Here is a 23,488-nt window from a genome sequence, read left to right on the forward strand (position 1 = left end):
CGGAACGTACCTTTCCGTTCATTTGGGAAAAGCCCGCAAATGAATGCGAATGCTCCTCTTTTCTCGTGATCAAGCCCGCGTCCACCATACGATCATCAGCACCTAAATTTACACTATAAAAAAAGATTACCATATCTTAACGCTCATCTCCAGCGGACTATGAAAATAAACCAAGCAGTGCCTTTACAAAAAGCAAAAATCGCCGTCCTCAGAGGACGACGATCCCTATATTCTTATGATTCGTGAATCGCGATCGATTCAATGACGATCGTGTCCGCCGGTTTGCTATCCTTCACCGGCGTCTTCGCGATAGCCTGTACGACGTCCATCCCGCTCGCCACCTTGCCGAAGATCGAATAGTTCGGCGCTTGGTTCAAGTTGGCGGCATCATCGCCCGTGCAAATGAAAAATTGACTTCCCCCGGTGTTCGGAGCGCTCGCGTTCATCATTGCAAGCACACCAGGCTCGTACTTCAAGTCGGTGTCGAGCTCATCGGGAATGGTGTAGCCAGGCGTTCCCGTTCCGTCACCCTTCGGATCGCCAGCCATTATCATGTAGGATTCAATGATGCGATGAAAGCTAAGTCCCTCGTAGAACCGTTCATTGACTAGAAAAATAAAGTTGTTCACCGTAACCGGCGCTTCGTTAGCGAATAGCTTGACGGTGAAGTTGCCCTTGCTCGTAACGAATGTAGCGGAGTACTCTTTGTTGAGATCAATCGTCATTTCAGGCATCTTGTCCCAGCTCATCGTCTTCTGTGTATCGCCAACCTTGCCGGTATCCGACTTCCCGCCGCAGCCTGCCAATGTCAACGCTGCAGCGAGCAGAACGATCAAGCCGGCAAAGCTGGCTTTCATTCCTATACTCATTACAACCCACCCGTTTCTGCCGTATTGCCGCCCTCCCCTACATCTCCTAGCGTATTGCTAATGTCCGGGCTGCCGTTCTGACCGTCGCCTCCTGCATCAGGGGTAGGGGTAGGCTCTCCGGTATTATCACCCGAATTGCCTGGCTGTTGTGTTTCGCCTTCTGGCAACTCTGACCCACCGTTGCCGTTGCCATTTCCGTTACCATTGCCATTTCCATTGCCGTTTCCGTTATTGCCATTGCCCGGCTCCGTACTTCCGTCGTCTCCCGGATCGACGTCGTCACTTGGCGTCGGTTCCATCGGAATATCCGGAATTTCGATCTCCGCCTCCGGTACGGCGACCTTCACCGTAGCCGATGGCGTACCTTCCTGGTCGGCCTCTGCATCATAAGCCGTTACGTAATACTCATAAGTCATGCCAGGGAATACGCTCATATCGTCGACAGCTGTTGTTGTAAGCGAATCGACGAAGCGGATAAACTCCGTCTCGGAAGCTTCCTTGCGGTAAATCTGATACGTCATGCCGTCTTCTTCAAGCGGATCCCATGACAGTTGAACCTTTGCCTCTTCCGGCAAGTACACCGCAGCGAAGTTCTGAATGCCTTCCGGCGGCTTCTCGTCCTTCACGCCTCCCGGTTGATTGAAGCTGGTCTCGGCCATTCCCTTCATCGCCGATTTCATGACCTTGGAGAAGAAAGCCGCAGCTTGAGGACTGCCCTTTTGGAGCAAGTGCTTCTCATCCGTATAATCGTATCCCATCCAGACAGCCGCTGTCCACTCCGGCGTGTACCCGACGAACCATGCATCGCGTATGCCGTAATCGCCCGATCCGAACTGCGTCGTTCCCGTTTTCCCTGCCAGGGCGCGGCCGAAATTCGCTTTCACGCCGGAGCCTCCGGTCTCTACGACAGCTTGCAGCATTTCGGTCATGTACCATGCTTGCTCTATAGGAATTACCTGCTTCGCAGGCGGCGCTTTATACGTATAACCGGATCCTTTGCCACCTTCGATCTTAACAATGGCGTGGGCGTCGACCGATTTTCCGCCGTTGGCAAATATACTGTACGCCGTTGCCATCTGCAGCGGAGTTGCTTCGATCGTTCCAAGCGCAATGGCAAGATTATTATTCTCGTCCGTCGGCTCTAGCCCGAATTTTTTCGCGTAGTCCAGGCCGCGCTTAACGCCGATCTGGTTCAACGTCCATACGGCTGCCAAGTTGCGGGAGTCCTTTATCGCTTGCTTCATCGATACAGGGACTGGTCCCCACCTGTCTCGAGGACAATAATCGCCAAAACATTCCTTGTCGTTTTCGAGAACGGTCCAAGGATAATAATCGCCTGTTGCGATTGCCGGTCCGTAAACCGAGATCGGCTTGATCGTCGATCCGCTCTGGCGTTTCGCTACGGCGCGATTCGTCCCCTTTATCACGTAGTCGCGCCCGCCGGCCATCGCTTGAATCGTTCCGTCGCGATGATCCATAATGATCATCGCCGCTTGCGATTTCTGATCATCGACGCTTTCCTCGAAGTTGTCGTCGTTGTTGAAGGCGGTGTCGACCGCTTTCTGAGCTTGCTGGTCGAGCGACGTATAAATATGGTATCCTCCGATACGCAGCTCTTCCTCAGATAGCTTCGTCTTCTCGATCGCTTCCTCAACGACGTAATCGACGTAGGCTTGATAAATGCTAGACTGGTCTTGCTCCAGATTCGCGGGCGGTACGTAATCGACGGCCTTCGCTTCTTCCATCTGTTCCAGCGTAATATACTTCTGATCGTACATAAGCTTCAGAACGACCCCTCTACGCGACTTCGAGTCCTCTGGGTGCTTGAGAGGATTGTAACTGTTAGGCGCCTTCGGCATAGCTGCAAGAGTGGCAACCTGCCATAGCTCCAAGTCTTTGAGCTCCGTATCGAAGTAAACCTCAGCCGCCCGCTTAATCCCGTATACCTGTCCACCAAAAAATATCCGGTTCAAATACATCGTAAGGATATCTTGTTTGGACATTTGATGCTCCAGCGCCACCGCGATCGATGCTTCCGTCGCTTTTCGGAAAAAGGTTTTGTCCGCAGTAAGGAATACGTTCTTGGCGAGCTGCTGGGTGATCGTACTGCCTCCTTCTACGGCGCTTCTTGCGATGACGTCCTTTACGACGGCCCGTCCGATCGCGAAGAAGTCGATGCCGGAATGCTCGAAGAAACGCTGGTCCTCCGTCGCTACGATCGCATCGAACATGATTTGCGGTATTTCCGAAAATTCCGCAATCTCTCGTTTCTCATTTGCATCGTAAAGCTTTGCAATCTCGTTGTCGTTCTTGTCGTAAATAATGGATGCCTCACCGAAATTGAGCTTGCTTCCGTTATCCGCTAAGATGCGCTCGCCGTTCAAAACAATGAACAGATAGCCGATGATGCCGCAGACGATTGCGATTACGACGGTAAAAAATAATCCAAAAAACAATTTGCGACCCGATATCTTTTTCTTTTTTCCTTTTTTTGTTGCGGTCTTTCTTCGTGGTTGTTCAGCCATTGCTGATTCCCCTCCTGCCATCCGTATGCTGTCTCTGTTATTTTTCCCGCGAAATGAAAAGAGCAACCCAGCTACGAGCGGGTTGCTCCTGCATGCCGCTATCTAATTAAACGTGACACCTTATTAGAAAGTTTCACATACTGCCGATCTAAGCGTCCGAGCCGCTCTGATCCTGCTGCATGAGCGATACGTTGCGCTGCGGGGTAAACGTCGATATCGCATGCTTATAAACCATTTGTTGACGGCCTTCGCTGTCAATAATGATCGTAAAGTTATCGAATGCTTTAATAACGCCCCGGATTTGAAAGCCATTCATCAAAAAAACCGTGACCGGTATGCTGTCTTTGCGAAGTTGGTTTAAGAACGTATCTTGAATATTGATTGATTTGTTCATTGGACGTTACCCCCGTCTTAAAGAGATTGATTAGAAGTATATTCAAGATTGACTTGAAGCTTTCCTGCTATTATATCATGAATCGAGGTCAAATTGTTGTGAAAATTTTCCCCCATATCGATCCACTGGATGTCTTTCATATGCCTGAACCACGATAATTGACGCTTGGCGAATCTTCTCGTGTCTCTCTTAAGCCGCTCTACGGCTGCATTAAGCGAGCATTCGCCTTGCAAATAATCAACGATCTCTTTGTAGCCAAGCCCCTGCATCGATACGGTTCCCGGCGGCAGATTATGCTCCTTCATAAGACGCTCGACCTCTGCGACCAGCCCTTGCTCCATCATGAGATCGACGCGCTGCTCGATTCTGCGATAGAGCTCCGGGCGATCCAGCGTAAGGCCTACGATGCACAGCTCATAGGGCGACTCTTTTAACTGCCCGGCTTGTTGCTCGCTGAATGTTTGGCCTGTCAAATGAAAAACCTCAAGGGCGCGAATGACTCGTCGCTGATCGTTAGGGTGAAGGCGTCCGGCCGCCGGAGGATCGATCGCTCTTAGCCGTTCATGAAGCGCCTCCGCCCCGTGCTCCTGAGCGAACCGTTCCATCTCGCTGCGGAAAGATTCATCGGAGCCCATCTCGGCGAACTGATATTGATAGCAAACCGATTCTATGTACAGCCCCGTTCCGCCCACGATGAAGGGAAGCTTGCCCCGGCTCGCGATGTCTTCGATGCATTTGACCGCCTCCGTCTGAAAGTCGGCAACCGAATACGAATAATCGGGATCGCAAATATCGATCAGATGATGAGGGATGCCTTCGCGTTCTTCCAGCGGCAGCTTTGCCGTACCGATGTCCATTCCCCGGTATACTTGCATCGAATCGCCAGATATAATCTCGGCATTCCATGCCTTCGCAATATCGAGGCTGGTGCGGGTTTTGCCGACTGCCGTCGGGCCGATCAACACGAGCAGAGGCTGCTTGCGCTTGCTTGCTCCTTCGTAATCCCGCTCCCTCCCGCTCGCGTTATTTTCCAATCTGTATCACTCCATATGCGATTTTCGACGTGTTGACATGCCGGCGTTCGAAGCCGAGCCTCGCGAATTCGCCGCTCGCTTGATGCTCTTTCATAAGAACGGTTTTGCGGGCAACTCGTACCGCTTCGGCAACCGATTGCTCCGACAGTTCGTTCATATTGGCGATCGTGCGCAGAGGCTCCATCGAGCTGGACTCGTGAACCGGCTGCCTGAACATCGGGTCGAAATAAACGATATCGACGCTTCGGTCAGGCAATGACTTCAAATAATCCAAGTGATTCCCGTGTATCATCCGGATTCTGCGCATCGCTGCGTCAACATCCTCTAAGGTCGACCGGTAAGCGGCCAAGCCTTCCCGTACGATCGCGCATATAACCGCTTCGCTCTCGATGGCATCAATGCGGCCGCTCTCGCCTGCCGCATAGGAGAATACAAGCGCATCGGAGGCGAAGCCCGCCGTACAATCCACGACATAATCGCCTGCTTGGCAGCCGGATAGCGCAATTAGCGGGTCGGGTTCCCCCTTGCGAAGCCGTTTCACCCGAACGAACGCCATGCTGGGATGGAAATACAACGGTGAATCGCTTTGTCCCTCATAATAACGCACTTCATTCTCCGTTACAACGATGAGCCGTCCATCGCCGCTCATCTGAACCAGCTTGCGCACGGAAAGATTGCGACGAAGCATAGGCTTCGCGGATAGCTCTAAGGCAAGCCGCTCCGCCTGCTCAGCCGCTCGATCCGACGGGTTAGGCGCCGTCGTAACGATCATGACATCACCCGTTTGAACATCTTTTCCAACTGATAGGTCGATAGATGCACGATAATAGGACGCCCATGCGGACAGGTGTAAGGCTGCTTGCATGCGCCAAGACGGCTGAGCAGGGCGTCGCCTTCCTCGCGGTTCATCCGGTCGTTGGCTTTGATCGATGCCTTGCAGGAGCACATGATGGCCGCCTTCTCGCGCAGCTTCGCAATATCGATCGACTTTCGTTCGGCCATGAGCAGCTCGGCCATTTCTTCGATGATCGCTTTTTCTTCGCCGCTTGGCATCCACTCCGGATAGGAACGGACGAGGAATGTCTGCGAGCCGAACGGCTCAACCTCTACGCCCGCCTCCGCGAACAAATGAAGCTGCTCGCGAAGCTGCGATGCTTCGCCCGGCGTAAACTCCAGCGTTAACGGAACGAGCAATTGCTGGCTTGCCGCTTCGGGATTGCCGAACTTCCGGTAATAGTATTCGTAGTTGATCCGCTCATGCGCCGCATGCTGATCGATCAAATACAGCCCATCGTCCGCCTGCGCCACGATATACGTCCCATGATGCTGACCGATCCAGTGAAGTTCGGGAAAGGTTGATTTCTCCCCTTCATCGGGCAAGTGCCCGGCAGTTTGGCTTAAAGCTCGATCGCCGGAGAACTGGCCTGAATCATATTCCGGTTGATAGTCGTTTGCTTGCGGGATATGCTGAACACCGCTCGCACCTGCTTCCAAGTCGGGGGGGTGCTGCGGCCATGGAGCCGAAGCTTCCCGGATTATACCATTCGGTTGCTTTTCGATATTTTGGGGTGAATAGAGCCTACTTGTTGCATCGCGCGGCACATACTCCTTATCGGCGCTGGCGGAGTAAGGTGCCGAATGCGTGCTTGGACGCGAAGAAGCCGGCGATTGCGGCTTCGCCCAAGAGGACGAGTCGGCGCGAGACGGACCCTCAGCCGGTCTCGATTCGCGCTGGCTGGAAGCCGCTATCTCGGCAATGGAAGGCAGCGAAGATGAGAGCTGATCCTCAGGCCGATGAAACGATATCGCATCCTGAACGAATAGCGGCTTGGAGCGCTCCTGCTTCCCTGCGTCCGGACCCGGGATGTAACGCTGCTTGCCGAGTACCTTGCGAATCGCATCTTCGAGCAGCATGCGAAGCTCGGCTTCCTTGCTGAACCGGACCTCCATCTTCGATGGATGAACGTTCACATCGAGCAAGCTCGGATGCATGCCAAGCTCGATGACCGCTAGCGGAAAACGGTTGATTGGCAGAAGCGTATGATAAGCTTGAAGCAACGATTGATTGATGGCATGGCTTCGTATATAACGGCCGTTCACGATCGCCGTAATCCCATTGCGGTTTGCTCTGGTCAGCTCAGGCCTCGAGATATAGCCGCGAAGCTCGTAATCGGAGCTTTCCGCTTCGACAGCCAGCATCGCCTTGGCTGTGTTCGTACCGTATATAGCCGCGATAACTTGCAGACGGTCGCCTGTTCCAAGCGTTTGCAGCAGCGTGCTGCCGTTATGCTTGAATGTAAAAGCGACGCCCGGATGAGCCAGCGCGATCCGGTTCACATAGTCGGAAATATGACCAAGCTCCGTCTGGATCGCTTTCATGTATTTGAGCCTTGCGGGCGTGTTATAAAACAAATCCCGAACGGTCATATCCGTGCCTTGCGGCGCATTGGCCGGCTCGTTGACGGTCACGTTGCCGCCTTCGATCACGATCTGTCTCGCAAGCCCCGTATCGGTGTCGGCCGATGTACAGGATAGTCGCGATACCGCCGCGATACTCGGCAGCGCCTCCCCCCGGAAGCCGAGGCTGGCGATTTTGAACAGATCGCTGCTCGTCGATATTTTGCTCGTGGCGTGACGCTGAAACGCCGTCAAAATATCCGATGCTTCAATGCCGTAGCCATTATCAACGACGCGCATTAACGTAAGGCCGCCCTCTTCGATCGTGATGTCGATCGTCGTGCTTCCCGCGTCAATGGCGTTCTCGACCAGTTCTTTAATGACGGCGGCAGGCCGCTCAACAACCTCGCCTGCCGCGATCTGATTGGCAAGCTGCTCGTCCAGTATTTTGATTTTTCCCATAACGCCTGCATGACCTCCCTTCGCGATTAGTCGTTCAGCTTGCTCTTCATATCATTCAGCCACTGCATCGCTTGCATCGGCGTTAAATTAAACAAATCCAGTTTTCGCAATTGCTCGGCAAGCAGTTCCGCCTTCGGACTGACTTTGCGCTTCGACTGATCTTGCGTGGCAGCATGCGCGGGCTCATCGAAGATCGACAGCTGTACGACGGTTGCCGAAGCCGATAAAGCGGCAGTCGGTTCATAGCTTGCGGCGGTTTCTGCTACGGCTTCGATAGATGAGGCCGGATTGCCGGCTGCTTGTATTGGAGCCGGTGGAGACGCATGCTCCGCTCCATCAAGAAGCTCGTATGCACGGCCAATGATCGATTGCGGAAGTCCGGCAAGCTGCGCGCAATAGATGCCGTAGCTCGTGCTGGCCGCGCCGGATATCAGCTTGCGAAGGAAGGTGACGTTGTCGCCGCTCTCCTCGACTGCCATCCGCGCGTTCGCTAGTGCCGGAAGCGAATCTTCCAGATGCGCCAACTCGTGGAAGTGAGTCGATACAAGCGCTTTGCAGCCGATATGATGATGAACGTATTCGATAACCGCTTGGGCGATCGCCATTCCCTCGCCCGTCGATGTACCTCGACCAAGCTCGTCAATAATGACAAGGCTGCTCGCCGAAGCTTTTTCGGTCATGATCTGAATGTCCTTCATCTCGACCATGAACGTGCTTTGACCGCCGATCAGATCGTCCGCAGCCCCGATCCGGGTGAAGATCCGATCGATAAGCGGAATAACGGCCGACTTGGCAGGAACGAAGCATCCGATCTGAGCCATGATGCAGATGAGCGCGACTTGGCGCATATAGGTGCTTTTGCCGGCCATATTCGGGCCGGTTATAAGCAGCATCCACTGATCTTCCTTGCGCAAAGATGTTCCGTTGGCAATGAACGGCGTGCCGTCCATCATCGCTTCAACGACGGGATGGCGGCCGTCTTCGATCTGCAGGTCATAGGCTTCATTGATCTGAGGACGCGAGAATCGACGCTCCGCGCTTACATGCGCCAGCGATTGATAGGCGTCAATCTCGGCGATTATAGCCGCGGCGCGCTGCAGCCGGTGCAGATGCAACGACAGATGATCGCGCAGCTCGATGAACTTCTCGTACTCCAGGTCGACCATTTTATCCTCGGCTTCGAGAATGAGGCGTTCCTTTTCCTTGAGCTCCGGCGTTACGAAACGTTCCGCATTCGCAAGCGTCTGCTTGCGCTCGTAACGGCCTTCAGGCAGCATCGACAGGTTCGATTTGGATACTTCCAAAAAGTAGCCGAACACCTTGTTATAGCCGATCTTCAGCGACTTGATGCCCGTTGCTTCCCGCTCCTGGCGCTCCAGCTCGGCAAGCCAGCGCTTGCCATTCGTGCTGGCTTCGCGCAATTGGTCGAGGTAGGCATCGTAGCCCGCGCGAATAAGCCCGCCTTCGCGTATCGTCACAGGCGGCTCTTCAACGATGACCGTATCGATCATATCGGCCAGGTCGGCGCAATCGTCGACACCGGCGACGAGCGCGCGCAGCATCTCCGAACCCGATTGACCGCAAAGCGCAGCCAATCCCGGAATCCGGCGCAGCGAGCTCTTAAGCGCGTTCAGATCGCGGCCGTTCGCGCTGCCGAAGGCAACTCTGCCGACCAACCGCTCAAGATCGTAAATCGGCTGCAGCTCGGAGCGGATATCTTCCCTCAGGATAAGATTGCGGTACAGCTCCTCCACCGCGTCCAATCTTGCATCGATAACCGACTTGCTAAGGAGCGGCTTGTCGATCCATCTGCGCAGCATCCGTGCTCCCATCGACGTTTGTGTGCGATCCAGCAGCCAGAGCAAAGAGCCTTTCTTGCTGCGGTCCCGGACCGTCTCCGTAAGCTCCAGATTGCGGCGCGTATAATGATCCAATATCATATATTGATTCGGTTCGTAAGAACTGATCGTCTGCACATGGCCTAATGAGCGCTTCTGAGTCTCGTCAAGGTAGCCCGTTAGCACGCTGACGGCAAGGAGCCTCGCTTCGGACAGGCCGTCCAGCTCGCCGGGCTTGAAATGCTGCTGCAGCTTGTTTTGTTCCATCGGCTCGCGTGCCGTAAGCAGCAATTGCCGATTCCATACGGCCGCACCTTGAAGCTCGTCCATCAAATCGGAATCGCCGACAATCTCGGCAGGCTGATAAACGTTGATCTCGTCAATAAGCGCTTCAAGCTGTTCGGGCACGGACGTTACGTACAGCTCGCCCGTCGACAGGTCGCAGGCAGACAAGCCAAGCATCCCGTTCGCATTGACTACGGCAACGATAAAATTGTTCGTCTTGCCCTCGAGCGACTTGGTCTCCATCACCGTGCCAGGCGTTATGATTCGAACAATCTCGCGCCGCACGACGCCCTTCGATGCGGCAGGATCTTCGACCTGTTCGCAAACGGCTACCTTATATCCTTTCTCGACCAGCCTGCTTATGTAGTTTTCCGCGGAATGATGGGGAACGCCGCACATCGGTATTTTCTGATCCGTTCCGCCATCGCGGCCGGTCAACGTTATTTCAAGTTCGCGCGAAGCGTTGATCGCATCGTCGAAAAACATTTCATAGAAGTCGCCTAAGCGAAAAAACAAAAACGCGTCCTTCGCTTGCTCCTTAACGGCAAGATATTGTTGAATCATCGGGGTATAGGTTGACATTTCGAGCCTCCTCATGGGCAATGCGGGAGTATGGCAGGTTGATCCAGTCTCCGGGTAACGTAAACAATAGACTTTTATTATACCAAGCGGAACAGATGTACGCCATATCATCATAGAGAAACGGGGGAGGTCAGGGATAAGATGGAAAGTTCCACTTTAGGCACAGTTATGGCTCGTTTGAAGTCGCTAAGTCGGGAAATACGACTTTTTCAAGAGTTGAGACGCGTAATAAGCTCAGTAGTCCATATATTTGAATGGTTAAGACGAAAAAATCCACTTAAGATTTGCTGCTATGGTTAGTTTGAAGTCATTGGTTGGGAAATTCCGCTTACTTCGAAACAGACCGCGAAAGAGAATAAGCCACCGCTTCGCGCCAGGATGAATTGGCGGAAGGGATGGCTTGCGCAGCTAATTCAAAGGGATGCGCCACTTCAGGCGGATGTCCGCTTTCTCGTCCCAGCTCGCGCCGCGGCGGGCCGCATCCAGCAGCGGCTCGATGTATGGCGCGAGCTCACGCCAGCTCGCCGCGGCGGTTAAGCTCGCGGCGATCCGGTCCAGGCAGCCGGCAAGCTCCGCGCGGTCGCCGGCGTAATACGCTTCGACATACCGCTCCTCGAGAGCCGGAATGTATGGCAATGTCCACGCCTCGCGCGCGCATAGTAGCGCAAGCGCGAAGGCGCCCTTCGCCGCTGCCGGCGAGACGAGCCAGCTCGGCAGCGTCCGGTATTCGAAGCCGCCATGCGGCTGCATCCGATAGTCCCCGAGCGTTCCGTAACGGGGACGGCGGCCTCGCCCGGCGGGGTCTTCGATGAGAGCGAGCGGGAATGCCGCGAAGCTGTCGAGCAGGCGGAGCAAGCGCGTTGTAAGCGGCGCTCCGCTGAGATGGATGTGCCCGCCGAGCGCTAGCCCCGGCACGGGCATGGCTCCGGCGGCCCAGCGCAGCGAGGGGTCGCCGATCCGCCGCGCGGCGCGGAGCAGCAAGCGCCGTACGCCCGCGGCGAGCGCGGCCGGGTCGGCGGCCGGCTCGGGGCGCAACTCGGCGACGGGATACAGCAGCCGTCGCCCGACAAGCATCGCGTCCGCGCCCGCTGCGCCGCCCGTGGCCGCGCCGAAGAAACGCGACGCCGCCGCTATCCGCCCCGCCGGCGTCACCAGCGCAAACTCCGGATCGGCGCCGATCAACAGCGGCAGCCGATCCGCTCGTTCCGCCCTCTCCGCCGCATACCAAGCGGCGAAACGCTGCGCCGCCTCTGCCTCCAGTTGCGCATTCCGCAACTGCGGCCAAATCGATCGGACGGCAGTTCGCCCGTCCCCGCCAAGCGCCACCTCGGCCTCGCCGATATCGAGGCCGAGCGCATACAACCCTTGCACGGCGGCGCGGACCACCCGCCGAATCAACGGATCGTCAGTCGCGAGCCGACCGGCGATCGGTTTGCCTGAGGTTTCGAGCCTCTCCACCGATAACGCATCCAAATGAAACACGCGCACCAAGTAAACGCGAACGCTCTCCAGCGGTTTTCCGATAAGACCGGCGCGTTTCCACATACGCTCCTTTGCCGCGCCATCCATGCGTGCGGATTGCGCCGCTTTGACATTAAGTATCCATACGTTGGGGAAGCGGCTCTCGTCGAACGGTCGCGAATCGCTCCAGACGATAACGGCGTCGCCTTCCTTCACGGCCGTCCAGCCTTGCGCCGACAACGGTTTCCCTTCGCGCTCGCCTGCTGATCGGTGAAGCCGGCCGGCCGGATCTACCAGCTCCATCCGATCGTAATTGCCGCGCCATATCCATGTCGAGCCCATCCTCTCGCCGCCTTTGCCGCGCAAATTTTCCTTCGAGCTGCCAACGTTGAAAGCACTCAAATCAGCAACTGTGCCTGTACATGAGCTTATGCTCAGCCCGCTTTCAATCCCGTATGAGGACATATTTGATCTTACAGAGAGAGGCTGGGTATATAACCGCATCGTGAGAGTGCATTTGCGCTTACGGAACGATGTGGTGTAATTCGTCGCCGGATTGCGGCATAGACGGGTTACCTGTATTTTTTCAAAAAAAAGAGGGCTTTCGCCCTCGACATACTGCTCGCGCAGCATATGATACTGTAGAAGTAGCGCTTACCCGCTTACTTAGAGCTCGTCGTCCAGCAAGTCTGGATCCAAATCCTCGTAGTCGCCATCTTCGCCGAGGCTGAATTCCAAGTCTTTGCCGTCCAGGTCGTCGCAACCGCCTGGTATTACGGCCACGCAAACTTTGGTCTCGGCAATCATTTCTACCGAAAACTCCCGTTCGACCCGGATAATGACGCCTGAGCCGTTGGACGAAATGTTCGCTTCGATGCAGTTAGGCTCTTGCAGCACGTCTGCGGACACTTCTTCCGTCGCCGCCCTATGTTTAGGATCTACATAAGAGAGAGCGACATGCTCCACGTAATGTACGGATTCTTTTGCTACGTCTGTTTGCGAGTTTTTGCTGTACGAATACCAAATGTTGATATCGTAAGTACCGATTACCTCAATACCGTCGCCCGAACGAACCGCTTCATACTGATGGTTGATAATCCATGCTCCGAGAATACTCGTCGGATGATGAGGCGGCGTAACGGTATGGGTTACAGTGGAAAACTTACGACCTTTGCCGCAGACAGCTTTCGTAATGATTTCTCTGCACTGAAGCTGTTTATCTGCAATAGTCATCGATTTAACCTCCTCCATACAATCATTCATTTAAAGTGTATGCAGGACATTCGTCTAGGGTGACTGTTTCTTTTTCGGAAATATAAGATAAATATAAGCGATATACTTATATAACAACTTATATTTCTCCGCAAACCTCGCAACGAATTTTCTCCCTCTATATGCTATGACGCCTGTTCGGACAAAATGACTTTTCTTTTTTTGAGTCGCTTCGCGATGGCCAAATATCTCTCCAGCTCATGAAGCAGCGTCAGAAGCGCCGCTCTCACCTCGAATTCCTCGCGTGTCCTAGGCAGCTCCATCCCTCGAAACCGCATGGACAGCTCCTGCAAACGAACTTCGACCGAGCCCTCGTACACATCCGACTTCACATCTGCAGCTAGCCTCTCAAGCAGCTCGGCGATCAGGACGCCCTGCGGCCACTTCTCATAGACGAAAGCCAGCTCGACGAGCATCTTCTGCACGGAATCAAGCTGCTGACGCCTCATCTCGAAGTAAGTCGACCAATAGTGCTCCTGTCCCCAGATCCGATTCTCGCGATTTCGTACCGAACGCTGCGCGCCGTCTTCAATCGCACGGAAAGCGTCAAGCAGCTCCTCCCCGTCCCATAGATGAGCGGGATTGCGAAGCGTCAAGGCCATCTCTGTGAAAATAACGCTGAAATTGTCCTCGATAGCGAGCCGATTGCTCGCCAAATGCTTCTCGTCCTTCGGCATATAGACGAAGTTGAGTACGGTTGCCCAACCGAGTCCGGCGAACAACAGCATAATTTCGTTGCCGATAATATCCGTGGTCACTTCAGCCCTGTCGAACAGATGGAAGACGATGACCGAGCTAGTCACGATTCCGTCCTTCAACTGGAAGCGCGACAGAATCGGGAATGTAATCAGGATGAAGACCGCGACCGCCCAGATATGGAAGCCGAACAGCGTGAATATAAGCGATGCAAAAAAAAGTCCCAGCACCGAAGCGACGAATCGGACGATGGCGCTTTTCAGCCCCTTCATCCTCGTAACTTCGACGCCGAGAATAGCCAATATGCCAGCTCCAAGCGGCGGCTCAAGGCCGAAATAGACGGCAGTATAAATGGCTGCGATGGCAGCCAGCGCTGTTTTGACGATACGTATGCCCATGGTAATGATCCTCGCGATTAGTAAGTTGTTGAATCCATCCTACCTTTCGCGCCAGCCCGCCGTCAACTTTCTCTCGAGCATGGCAACTAACTGATACATAACGGTCGCGACTGCAGCGATAACAACAAGACTTGATAGAACAAGCGTGAAGTTGAATACTTGGAAGCCGTATATGATCAAATAACCGAGTCCGAGCTTCGCCACGAGAAATTCCCCGACGATGACGCCGACCCATGCAAGCCCGACATTCACCTTCAGCGTCGAGATAATGACGGGGAATGACGCCGGCAGTATGACGAGGCGGAACAATTGGCCGCGCGAAGCGCCGAATAACCTGACGACCTTAATAAAGCCGGCGTCTATCTCGCGGAAACGGTTATAAATGTTAAGCGTCGTTATAATAACGGTGACCGACATCGTAACCGCTACGATCGATATGAAGCCCGGCCCCAGTGCGACAATAAAGATCGGCCCGAGCGCAACCTTGGGCATACTGTTAAGCACGACCAAATACGGATCGAATACGCGCGATAGAAAAGGAAACCACCATAGCGCCGCCGCCATCGACGTGCCGAGAAGCATGCCGAGCGCGAATCCGGCAACGGTCTCGCCGACCGTCATGCCGACATGCGGCCATATCGAACCGTCGGTCATCGTACGCCACAGCTGATCCGCCATTTTCGAAGGATAGCTGAAGAGCAGCGGATCGATCCATTTATTTCTTCCCGCCGCTTCCCACAACCCGACAAAAAGCACGAGCAGCGCGATCTGCGTTACGGCAACCGCTGCCGACATCTTGTGCATCCTGCTCCGGTAGCTCGCATGCAGCGCGCCCATCCAGCTCAGACGATCCTCCTTCACCCCCGCGATCTGCACGCTGCCGGAATCGCCATCGCCGTTCGAACGCATCGAATCGCGTTTATCCATTGTAGCTTCCTCCTTCGTCGTCCACCGCGTCGAGCTCCGCCCACAGCCGCTCGAACGTCGCTTGGAAGCTCGGCAGTTTCCTAGCCGCCATCGGACTTAGCGCGCGCAGCTCTTCATCTATGACGACCTCGCACTTGATTCGGCCGGGATTGCGGCCAAGCACGATGACGCGGTCGCTCATCGCGGCTGCTTCCGCCAGATCATGGGTAACAAGCACCGCCGTTTTCCCCCGGCGAGTAAGCGTCTCATGGACGAGATCTTCTAGCTGCAGCTTAATATGCAGGTCAAGCGCCGAGAATGGCTCGTCGAGCAGCAGCACCTCCGGCTCGGTTGCGAGCGTTCTTGCCAGCGCCACGCGCTGGCGCATGCCTCCGGAAAGCTCATGCGGATAACGCTGCCCCGAGTCCGGCAGCCCAAGCTCGGCAAGGAGCTCGTCAACGATCTCCATCGTCCGCGGCGTCTTGCGGCCGCTAATCTCCAGCCCTACAGCCGCATTGTCGCGAATGGTTCTCCACGGGAACAGAAAGTCCTGCTGCAGCATATAGCCTACCTTCGAGGAAGGACCGGCAACAGCCTCGCCATCCAGCAGCACATTTCCTACCGTCGGCGGAAATAATCCGGCCATCAAGCTAAGCACGGTCGTTTTGCCGCAGCCGCTGGGGCCGACGAGGCTGACGAACTCGCCTCGCTCGACGCGCAGGTCCAGCTGTTCCAACGCTAAGGACGCTCCCTTCGCATTCACGTAAACATGGGATAACTGCTGCAGCTCCAATACGGGAGCTATCGCCATCTATCGTCCCTCCTTCCGGCAAGCGCCTTGAGTGCGCTTATTTAATCGATTTCTCGGCAAAGCTCGTGTCGACAAGCTCGCCGTGCTCGGTACGCTTCTCGAGCTCGCCCGCCGTGGTAATGACGTCCAGCAGGTTGTTCCATTCCGCTTCGTCGATAATCGGATCGGAAGCGAATGAGCCTTGCTGCTTATAGCGATCGATCGAGCTAATAAGAATGTCGCGATCGACGTTTTCAAAGTACGGCAATACGACATCCGCGATTGCTTCTGCGCTATTGTCCTTCACCCACAGCTGCGCTTTATGAATCGCATTCGTGAAAGCTTGAACCGTCTTCTCGTTCTTCTTGATATAGCTTTGTTTCGCCATAAATACGGTATAAGGCAGATTCCCGCTTTCCGTACCGAAGGACGCAACGACATGGCCTTTGCCTTCCTTCTCGAAGATCGAAGCCGTTGGCTCGAAGAGCTGGACATAGTCGCCGGTTCCCGATGCGAAAGCCGCAGGAATGTTGGCAAAGTCAACGTTCTGGATCAGCTCCAGATCGGCATGTGGATCAATGCCGTGTTTCTTCAAGGCGAACTCGCCGGCCATCTGCGGCATGCCGCCCTTCCTCTGGCCGAGGAACGTCTTGCCCTTCAGCGTATTCCAATCGAAAGCGCTGTCCGCCTCGCGGGCTACGAGGAACGTGCCGTCGGTTTGCGTCAATTGCGCGAAGTTGATAACCGGGTCATCCGTTCCTTGCTGATACACGTAGATCGACGTCTCCGAGCCGACGAGCGCGACGTCAATGACGTTCGACAACAGGGCCGTCATCGTTTTATCGCCGCCCGGCGTCGTCGTAAGCTCGACATCAAGCCCTTCTTCCTCAAAATAGCCTTTCTCTATAGCGACATATTGCGGCGCATAGAACAGCGACCGCGTTACCTCGCCGATTCGGACCTTCGTTTTCTCCGAATCTCCTTTGCCACAGCCTGCAAGAACAGCCGTTACCGTAAGCACGACGGCAAGCAGCAAAGCTGTTATGATGCGTCTATTCATACCGATCCCTCCGACTTCACTCTCGTTAGTAGATGTTCAACATCCTATGCAACAACGGTCTGGGCGGTGAATCGGTCTATGAATAACAAAAAGATGGCGATCCAAGGATTATCCTTGAACCGCCATCTTTGTTTCATGATCGCCTTACCTATGACGCAAGCGCTGCTATCCGGTTATTTACTCGTTAAAGCTTATACACTTCCGAATATTTGTTCGTCAAGTAACGTACGAGATGCTGCGGATCAAGCGGCTTGCCCGTCACGCTCTGAATGAGCTCCGACGGCGTACGCAGCTTGCCGTATTTATAGATTCGCTCGGTCAGCCAATCCTTGATCGGCAGCAAATCGCCTTGGCCGACAAGCGACCAAAAGCCGTCCAGCTCCTTCTCCATCGTGTCCGCGATTTGCGCGGCATACATATTGCCGAGCGAGTAGGAAGGGAAATAACCGAATGAGCCTCCGGACCAGTGTACGTCCTGCAATACGCCCTCGGCGTTATTCGGCGGCGCGATGCCGAGATACTGTTGGTATTTCTCGTTCCAGATCGCTGGCAGATCGGCCGCTTTCGCCCCTTCGTTGAAAATAAGCTTCTCGATCTCGTAACGTATAATAATGTGCAAGTTGTAGGTCAGCTCATCCGCCTCGATCCGAATGAGCGAAGGCTGAACGACATTGTTCGCGCGGTAGAACTGATCGACCGATACGGCGTCAAGCTGTCCCGGGAACTGCTTCTGCAGCTCGCCGAAGTTCCGTTCCCAAAACGGTCGGCTGCGGCCGATCATATTTTCCCAGAAGCGGGATTGCGATTCGTGAATGCCCATCGACGTTCCCGTGCAGAGCGTCGTGCCGATCAGCTCGGGCATAATATTTTGCTCATAAAGGGCATGGCCGCCTTCATGTATGGTACCGAACAACGCGCTAAGCACGTCATCCTCCAGATAACGCGTCGTGATGCGAACGTCGCCCGGGTTAAGCCCCGTTGCGAATGGATGGACGCTCTCGTCGAGACGTCCGGCATCGAAGCTGAAGCCCATCTGCTTCAGTATGTAGAGACTGAACGCCTTCTGGGCGGATTTATCGTATTGCTGGCGCAGGAACGACGTATCCGGCTGATGCGGCGATGCGGCAATCGCGGCTGCAAGCGGCACGAGTTGCTCTCTAAGGCCGCCGAATACGCGATCAAGCTCCTTAACCGTCATACCCGGCTCGTATTGATCCAAAAGCGTGTCATAGCGGGTCGCCTTCGCTCCCCATAGATCGATGAACTGATTCGTATACGAAATGACCTTCTCCAAGTAAGGCTGGAAGCCGGCAAAATCATTGTCGGCCTTTGCCTCCTCCCACTTGGATTCGGCTTGCGATGATATAATGACGTATTCCTGATACAGCTTCGGCGGAATCTTCACGCTGCGGTCGTATTCCTTGCGCGTCTCCGATACAAGCCTCTGTTCGATTTCATTCAGTTCGGCGTATGCGGCGTTCTGCTCCAGAACGGTTAGCCACTCGCCAAGTTCTGGCGAAGTAGCCAGCTTGAACATGTCTCCGGATAATGCGCCAATCACTTCCGAGCGCGTATCCATTCCTTTGCGTGGCGCGCCCGTTCGCAAATCCCAGTAGAGAACGCCCAGCGCCTCTTCGTAGCTCTTCAGCTTATGAATCGTTTCTTTAAAGCTGCTTAGCGCATCTTTGGTTGATACTGACATCGGATTACCGCCCTTCTGCTTTGGTTGATATTGGATTCCATTTAACGGAACTTAACTTGATCTTACTTATTCCTATCCTTATAATCAACTTAAACCTATACATGATGAAAGCGACAGATAGGAAGAGAGGTCATCATATGCATATTACTTTTTCGAAGTCTGCTGCCGATAAGCTCGGCCCCTACTTAACGGACGGAACGAAGCAGCTTAAGCTGCTCCACGATACGGAAGGCTGCGGCTGCGTCGTTAGCGGCGTGCCGGCCCTCCAGCTTATTGAATCGCCAAGCGTCGACGACCGCCGGGAGCAAGGCGATCCTCTCTCCTATTGGTTCGAGCCGCGCCACGAAGTGTTCTATGAGCCTAAGCTTCGCGTCGATTACGACCCGAGCCGTGACAGCTTCAGCTTGAAGAGCGACAACCAGATTTATACGACGAATTTGCAATTTTTGACGAAAATCGGCTAATATGCGTCGAAACGGAGGCAACACATGAACAAGCTTGAATCCATTTTAGATTTTAACGGCAGCTTCGTTGCGAACAAAGAGTACGAGCAGTACGCCACAAGCCGTTTTCCGGACAAAAGAATGGTTATCCTTACTTGCATGGATGCAAGGCTGACCGAGCTTCTGCCAAAATCGATGAACCTGAAAAACGGCGATTCGAAAATTATTAAAAACGCCGGCGCTATCGTCACCCAGCCGTTCGGCAACATTATGCGAAGCATCATCGTCGCCGTATACGAGCTGCAAGCCGATGAGGTGTTCGTGATCGGACATCATAATTGCGGTATGACGGGCATTAATCCCGAAGAAATCATTGATCATATGGTGGATCGAGGCATCCCGATGGAGACTATCACGACGCTGAAGCATTCCGGGCTTAATCTGATGCGCTGGTTGACAGGCTTCGACAACGTAAAGGACAGTGTCATTAACAGCGTTAACATTATTCGCAACCATCCGCTCATGCCTAGAGAGGTGCTCGTACACGGCCTCATTATCGACCCGGAGACGGGTGCGCTTGAGCTCGTAACGGAAGGCTCGCCGGCAAAATGAGAAAACCTCTATCGAGGCCTTTCGAAGATGAGCGACCGCGTTTAACGGTTGGTTTTATCGCCAATCAGAATAATCTCTTTTCGCTTTATCGCTGTAAAGAATTTAAACTTTCCGATGTGGTGACAGAAAGCGCAGCGGCAATCCTTATGGGATTAGCCGCTGCGCTCTTTTTGTTTCGCTTGAAGCGAATCTTGGCGTGCCTGAATGACCTCGCTTCGATCACGAAGCTTATGGCGATGAATAAGGGCGTCGTTCGTAAGCGGACTGAGCTCTCCCCAGGCAAGACCGCGCTTCGCGCATTGCTCTTCGCATCGCCTTGCAATCTCCTCCGATACGATCGGAAGGTTCATATCCTCGTAAGGTTGAGCATTCTCCCGCTCCGCTAACGCAACCAGTCGCTTGTCTATCAACCCGATCAGTCGCTCGCGGTCCAGACCAAGCGGAAGCAAACGAGATACGGATAACCGCTTGCGGGATTGCTCCAGCATCATGGCCGCTCCCTTTCGATTGCCTCTTCGTTCATGATAAAGACTTACCGCCAATTGGATTAAGCCTACCCAAATATCCGACATGCCGTCATTCGGATGTTCTTTCCAATACTCTTCGAGCAGCTCATGGCATTCGAACAAATCTCTCGTTGCATGAAACTCGACCAAAAAGGAAACATAGGAATCAGGAATGTTATTCATACGAACCTCCTGCATAAGCGATCAGTAATATTTACAAGCAACCACCGTATATATTAGCTGTAATTGCTTATGTTAGCAACGTATCTATAAAATTCGCAGCCAAGGAGAACTTGACATGAAAAAAGGAATACTGTTGATCATGGCTCTGACGCTCGTCATGTCGGTCGGCTTCCACTCAAGCGCTGACGCGAGGCCTAGACGGGCCATCAAATCGCCAAGGCAGGGCTTTACCGAGACGCCGAAGAAAAAGGATAATGCAAACCAGACGAATAACGGAGCGCGTCCCGGTACTGCGGCCGGAGCCGGGAGAACCGGATTTTGGGGCGGGGGCAATTTTTTCCGAGGATTGATGGTCGGGGGACTTGCCGGACTGTTGTTCGGCAGTCTGTTCAGCGGCTGGGGCGCGTTCGGCAACCTGCTCGGATTGCTCATTAACGTTATTGCGATTATTGCCGTCGTAATGCTTATACGCGCCATATTCAGCTACTTCCGCAACAATCGCAGGCGGCCCGACGATCGGAGCCGTTACTAAAGCGTGCGTCTGTATACGGACGAAATCTTAAATGCTGTCTGCCTCCATTATGCCGATCGCAGAGGGGTCAGCCCTACGGACGTGGAGGTTCAGCTTTCATGGGAAGAGCAATACGGCTTCACGGCCGAGGTATGGGTGAAGGGTCGCAGCCAATATATCCTTGAAGCGAACATCATTGAAGCCATCGAGCAATACGTGTATAAGCAATATAAACGCCGCGTGTTCCGCTCCGATATTCAGCTTGATGCGGACGAGGAGTTTTGGGCCGACATTGCGGATTAGCCAATAATAAAGCATTGATTAGAGACAGAGCGCAACCGCTCTGTTTTTTTTGTGCTTGTGTCCATGCTCATCTAGCAAATATTACCGACAAACTTTTTATAGATGGGGAGCAACTCCCCTCCTCTTCCAGCGTCTAATAGATGGACAACTGAGAGGAGAGTGGTAATTAAAGTGGTAAAAAAGAAGCTGATCGCTGCAATTACGATGCTTCTGCTAACCGGTTCGCTACTGGCTTCGAATTCGGGAGGCAGCATCGCCGAGGCTTCTGCAAGTCTCGTAACCAAGTACCGCGTCTATCAGAACGACCAAGCGCTTCGCGAGTTTCCGACGGAAAGCAAAGCCATTGCCTATGCGAAAAACGTAAACTACAGCCATGTAGAGACGATCGCCGGACGTACTTGGGTATGGGACAATCTCCCTCGTTACAAAGTGTACAAAAACGGCATATCGACGAGTGCATGGGAATACCGGACGTATGAGCAAGCGCTCGCATTCGCGAAGACGCAGCGCAACGTACATATTCGCGACATGGAGAACATTGGATGGAAATATGCCAATCACGCTAAGTTCAAAGTGTATCAGGGCGACAAAACGCAGCCGATATGGACGTTTACGACTATCGAGGCTGCGATCCGGGAAGCCAAGAAGTGGGGCAACGCGCATATTATCGATATAACTAAGAATGCATGGGTTTGGGACAACTTAACCGCTGCCCAGAAAAAAAAACAGCGTGCCGCAACAGCCGTCTATCAGATTACAGTTGACGGCGTTCCTGCGAACAATGGCAAGCTTTATGGCTTCCTCTATGATGCCATTATTAGCTCATCTGCCATAAGCGGCAGCGAAGTCGTTAATACGGCTACCGGGCAAACGCTTCATTCGAACATACTCGCTTACGAGGTTAAGCAGAACGGGAGCCTTATTGGCGCTTATGTCAACCTTGATGCCGCAGTAGCTCATGCGAAGATGGCGCCATATGCGGAGGTTGTGTACAAAGGCAACGTCTGGTGGTCAGGTGTGCCTTACCTCACTGTCTACCAGAATGACCGGGGGTTGCGGTCATTTAATACGCGCGCGAGCGCAATCGACTTCGCGAAGAAATACGCGAACGCCACCGTTCGAACATCGGACGGACGCAGCTTGTGGAGCAATGCCAAGTCGCTGGTGTACATGGCTTGGAATGGCAGTGCGACAAGCAGCACCGTGTTAAGCCACGTTGCGAATACGCAAGGACTGACAATCGATTCGCCGACATGGTTCGAGCTAACCGCTGCCGACGGCTCGATGCAGGATACGTCGGATGCGGAGTTGGTGAATGCGTTCAAGGAGCAAGGCATCCTCGTCGCGCCTCTCGTCCATAACCAATTCAATCGGAAGATGACGACGGCTTTTTTGAAGGATAAGGCTGCGCAAGAGACGTTTATTACGAAGCTGGTCGGACGGTTAACCGAAATCAAGGCGTACGGCGTTAATCTCGACTTCGAGGAGGTAGCCGGTGCGGATCGTGCCGCCTATACCGCCTTCGTAGCCGCGCTTGCGAAAGCGGCGCATGCCAAAGGTCTGAACGTATCGATTGACTTGCCGCGAGGCAGCTTAAGTTGGAATCATCTGACCGCTTACGATCATGCGGCATTATCTGCAATTGTCGATACGATTGTCATTATGGCCTACGACGAGCATTGGAGCGGCAGCGATACACCGGGTTCCGTAGCAGGGCTTCCTTGGGTAGAGGAAGGCATTAAACAGTTTCTCGGTTATGGCATCCCGCGCAGTAAGCTGATTCTCGGTATTCCGTTCTACGTCCGCGAGTGGAAGCTGGACGCCGCTGGCAAGCTGGTTGACAACCGCGCCGTACTGATGAAGGATGTACCTTCTCTCATTGCGGACAATAAAGCTTCCGGCGTACACGACCTGGCGTCCGGACAAACGAAATATAAGTATGTGAAGGACGGCTTCACCTACCTGTTCTGGGCCGAGACGGCAGAGACGACCAAGTCTCGCATCGCCCTGGCCACCAAATACGATCTAGCGGGCGTCGCGGCCTGGAGACTCGGCTACGAAAGCGCCGATCTCTGGACGATGATGCTTCGGATGAAATAAAAAGAAAGATCTGGACCGATTGCCGCAAGTAAACGGGTCCCCTTAGACTGGACACTTAGAAAAAAGTGTTTAGGCTATGGGGACCCGTTTTTAAGACGCGATTCAGTTGTTCCGTTCGGTATCAGATTCTTACCTCTTCAACTCGCGTTCATGATGTTA

At 53.9% G+C, this 23,488-nt stretch carries 20 protein-coding genes; 5 read left to right on the forward strand and 15 right to left on the reverse strand.

What is annotated here, in order from left to right; genetic code table 11:
* Positions 1 to 233 precede the first annotated feature (233 nt).
* The 14 genes from J2T14_RS00970 to J2T14_RS01035 all read right to left on the reverse strand — a co-directional run bounded on the left by J2T14_RS00970 (position 234) and on the right by J2T14_RS01035 (position 18,671).
* Positions 234 to 869 (reverse strand): peptidylprolyl isomerase, encoded by a 636-nt coding sequence (locus J2T14_RS00970; RefSeq protein WP_307466890.1) that lies wholly within the window; start codon positions 867 to 869, stop codon positions 234 to 236.
* Positions 869 to 3,394 (reverse strand): PBP1A family penicillin-binding protein, encoded by a 2,526-nt coding sequence (locus J2T14_RS00975; protein ID WP_307466893.1) that lies wholly within the window; start codon positions 3,392 to 3,394, stop codon positions 869 to 871. Before J2T14_RS00975 ends, J2T14_RS00970 begins: the two co-directional genes overlap by 1 nt.
* Before the next feature lie 148 nt (positions 3,395 to 3,542).
* Complete coding sequence (gene hfq / locus J2T14_RS00980) at positions 3,543 to 3,788, reverse strand: RNA chaperone Hfq (protein WP_307201349.1); 246 nt, start codon at positions 3,786 to 3,788, stop codon at positions 3,543 to 3,545.
* A 17-nt stretch (positions 3,789 to 3,805) separates the two neighbouring features.
* Entirely contained in the window at positions 3,806 to 4,822 is a 1,017-nt protein-coding gene (miaA, locus tag J2T14_RS00985) for a tRNA (adenosine(37)-N6)-dimethylallyltransferase MiaA (RefSeq protein ID WP_307466896.1), read from the reverse strand.
* Positions 4,812 to 5,594: a class I SAM-dependent methyltransferase gene (locus J2T14_RS00990; RefSeq protein WP_307466900.1), complete on the reverse strand. Its 783-nt coding sequence runs from the start codon at positions 5,592 to 5,594 to the stop codon at positions 4,812 to 4,814. Before J2T14_RS00990 ends, miaA begins: the two co-directional genes overlap by 11 nt.
* The gene (gene mutL / locus J2T14_RS00995; protein ID WP_307466903.1) at positions 5,591 to 7,681 is read right to left on the reverse strand and encodes a DNA mismatch repair endonuclease MutL; all 2,091 of its coding nucleotides are present in this window, start codon (positions 7,679 to 7,681) and stop codon (positions 5,591 to 5,593) included. Before mutL ends, J2T14_RS00990 begins: the two co-directional genes overlap by 4 nt.
* Positions 7,682 to 7,707: 26 nt before the next feature.
* A complete protein-coding gene (mutS, locus tag J2T14_RS01000; RefSeq protein ID WP_307466906.1) occupies positions 7,708 to 10,386 on the reverse strand; it encodes a DNA mismatch repair protein MutS in 2,679 nt (892 codons plus the stop codon).
* 408 nt (positions 10,387 to 10,794) lie between these two features.
* The gene (locus J2T14_RS01005) at positions 10,795 to 12,189 is read right to left on the reverse strand and encodes a putative amidoligase domain-containing protein (protein ID WP_307466909.1); all 1,395 of its coding nucleotides are present in this window, start codon (positions 12,187 to 12,189) and stop codon (positions 10,795 to 10,797) included.
* A 324-nt stretch (positions 12,190 to 12,513) separates the two neighbouring features.
* Positions 12,514 to 13,080 (reverse strand): outer spore coat protein CotE, encoded by a 567-nt coding sequence (locus J2T14_RS01010; protein ID WP_307466912.1) that lies wholly within the window; start codon positions 13,078 to 13,080, stop codon positions 12,514 to 12,516.
* A gap of 164 nt (positions 13,081 to 13,244) precedes the next feature.
* A complete protein-coding gene (locus J2T14_RS01015; RefSeq protein WP_307466915.1) occupies positions 13,245 to 14,213 on the reverse strand; it encodes an aromatic acid exporter family protein in 969 nt (322 codons plus the stop codon).
* A gap of 39 nt (positions 14,214 to 14,252) precedes the next feature.
* Positions 14,253 to 15,050 (reverse strand): ABC transporter permease, encoded by a 798-nt coding sequence (locus tag J2T14_RS01020; RefSeq protein ID WP_373458100.1) that lies wholly within the window; start codon positions 15,048 to 15,050, stop codon positions 14,253 to 14,255.
* A gap of 82 nt (positions 15,051 to 15,132) precedes the next feature.
* Positions 15,133 to 15,924 (reverse strand): ABC transporter ATP-binding protein, encoded by a 792-nt coding sequence (locus tag J2T14_RS01025; RefSeq protein ID WP_307468559.1) that lies wholly within the window; start codon positions 15,922 to 15,924, stop codon positions 15,133 to 15,135.
* Between the two features lie 43 nt (positions 15,925 to 15,967).
* On the reverse strand, positions 15,968 to 16,969 hold the full coding sequence (locus J2T14_RS01030) for an ABC transporter substrate-binding protein (protein ID WP_307466918.1): 1,002 nt from the start codon (positions 16,967 to 16,969) through the stop codon (positions 15,968 to 15,970).
* A gap of 184 nt (positions 16,970 to 17,153) precedes the next feature.
* Entirely contained in the window at positions 17,154 to 18,671 is a 1,518-nt protein-coding gene (locus J2T14_RS01035) for a carboxypeptidase M32 (RefSeq protein ID WP_307466920.1), read from the reverse strand.
* Positions 18,672 to 18,808: 137 nt separating this feature from the next.
* Between J2T14_RS01035 and J2T14_RS01040 the strand changes: the two genes are divergently transcribed.
* Together J2T14_RS01040 and J2T14_RS01045 are read left to right on the forward strand one after the other, a co-directional pair.
* Positions 18,809 to 19,135, forward strand: coding sequence for an iron-sulfur cluster biosynthesis family protein (locus J2T14_RS01040; protein WP_307201369.1), 327 nt, complete (start codon positions 18,809 to 18,811; stop codon positions 19,133 to 19,135).
* A gap of 24 nt (positions 19,136 to 19,159) precedes the next feature.
* Complete coding sequence (locus J2T14_RS01045) at positions 19,160 to 19,726, forward strand: beta-class carbonic anhydrase (RefSeq protein ID WP_307466923.1); 567 nt, start codon at positions 19,160 to 19,162, stop codon at positions 19,724 to 19,726.
* A gap of 152 nt (positions 19,727 to 19,878) precedes the next feature.
* On the opposite strand, the gene J2T14_RS01050 is transcribed toward J2T14_RS01045, so the two are convergent.
* On the reverse strand, positions 19,879 to 20,415 hold the full coding sequence (locus J2T14_RS01050) for a DUF309 domain-containing protein (protein WP_307466925.1): 537 nt from the start codon (positions 20,413 to 20,415) through the stop codon (positions 19,879 to 19,881).
* A 115-nt stretch (positions 20,416 to 20,530) separates the two neighbouring features.
* Here J2T14_RS01050 and J2T14_RS01055 point away from each other — a divergent pair, with 115 nt between their 5' ends.
* The 3 genes from J2T14_RS01055 (at position 20,531) to J2T14_RS01065 (ending at position 23,329) form a co-directional block, all read left to right on the forward strand.
* Positions 20,531 to 20,947 carry a hypothetical protein gene (locus tag J2T14_RS01055; protein WP_307201375.1) on the forward strand — a complete coding sequence of 139 codons (417 nt, stop codon included), beginning with the start codon at positions 20,531 to 20,533 and terminating at the stop codon, positions 20,945 to 20,947.
* 3 nt (positions 20,948 to 20,950) lie between these two features.
* Complete coding sequence (locus J2T14_RS01060) at positions 20,951 to 21,229, forward strand: YxcD family protein (protein WP_307201376.1); 279 nt, start codon at positions 20,951 to 20,953, stop codon at positions 21,227 to 21,229.
* 171 nt (positions 21,230 to 21,400) lie between these two features.
* On the forward strand, positions 21,401 to 23,329 hold the full coding sequence (locus tag J2T14_RS01065; RefSeq protein WP_307466928.1) for a glycosyl hydrolase family 18 protein: 1,929 nt from the start codon (positions 21,401 to 21,403) through the stop codon (positions 23,327 to 23,329).
* Positions 23,330 to 23,488: the final 159 nt, after the last annotated feature.

Source organism: Paenibacillus harenae (assembly GCF_030812415.1).
Classification (GTDB): domain Bacteria; phylum Bacillota; class Bacilli; order Paenibacillales; family Paenibacillaceae; genus Pristimantibacillus; species Pristimantibacillus harenae_A.

Excerpts from the sequence above, each read along its gene's own strand:
- J2T14_RS00970 (WP_307466890.1), bottom strand. The coding sequence starts at position 869 with ATGAGTATAGGAATGAAAGCCAGCTTTGCCGGCTTGATCGTTCTGCTC.
- J2T14_RS00975 (WP_307466893.1), bottom strand. The coding sequence starts at position 3,394 with ATGGCTGAACAACCACGAAGAAAGACCGCAACAAAAAAAGGAAAAAAG.
- hfq (WP_307201349.1), bottom strand. The coding sequence starts at position 3,788 with ATGAACAAATCAATCAATATTCAAGATACGTTCTTAAACCAACTTCGC.
- J2T14_RS00990 (WP_307466900.1), bottom strand. The coding sequence starts at position 5,594 with ATGATCGTTACGACGGCGCCTAACCCGTCGGATCGAGCGGCTGAGCAG.
- mutL (WP_307466903.1), bottom strand. The coding sequence starts at position 7,681 with ATGGGAAAAATCAAAATACTGGACGAGCAGCTTGCCAATCAGATCGCG.
- mutS (WP_307466906.1), bottom strand. The coding sequence starts at position 10,386 with ATGTCAACCTATACCCCGATGATTCAACAATATCTTGCCGTTAAGGAG.
- J2T14_RS01005 (WP_307466909.1), bottom strand. The coding sequence starts at position 12,189 with ATGGGCTCGACATGGATATGGCGCGGCAATTACGATCGGATGGAGCTG.
- J2T14_RS01010 (WP_307466912.1), bottom strand. The coding sequence starts at position 13,080 with ATGACTATTGCAGATAAACAGCTTCAGTGCAGAGAAATCATTACGAAA.
- J2T14_RS01015 (WP_307466915.1), bottom strand. The coding sequence starts at position 14,213 with ATGGGCATACGTATCGTCAAAACAGCGCTGGCTGCCATCGCAGCCATT.
- J2T14_RS01020 (WP_373458100.1), bottom strand. The coding sequence starts at position 15,050 with ATGGGCGCGCTGCATGCGAGCTACCGGAGCAGGATGCACAAGATGTCG.
- J2T14_RS01030 (WP_307466918.1), bottom strand. The coding sequence starts at position 16,969 with ATGAATAGACGCATCATAACAGCTTTGCTGCTTGCCGTCGTGCTTACG.
- J2T14_RS01035 (WP_307466920.1), bottom strand. The coding sequence starts at position 18,671 with ATGTCAGTATCAACCAAAGATGCGCTAAGCAGCTTTAAAGAAACGATT.
- J2T14_RS01040 (WP_307201369.1), top strand. The coding sequence starts at position 18,809 with ATGCATATTACTTTTTCGAAGTCTGCTGCCGATAAGCTCGGCCCCTAC.
- J2T14_RS01045 (WP_307466923.1), top strand. The coding sequence starts at position 19,160 with ATGAACAAGCTTGAATCCATTTTAGATTTTAACGGCAGCTTCGTTGCG.
- J2T14_RS01050 (WP_307466925.1), bottom strand. The coding sequence starts at position 20,415 with ATGAATAACATTCCTGATTCCTATGTTTCCTTTTTGGTCGAGTTTCAT.
- J2T14_RS01055 (WP_307201375.1), top strand. The coding sequence starts at position 20,531 with ATGAAAAAAGGAATACTGTTGATCATGGCTCTGACGCTCGTCATGTCG.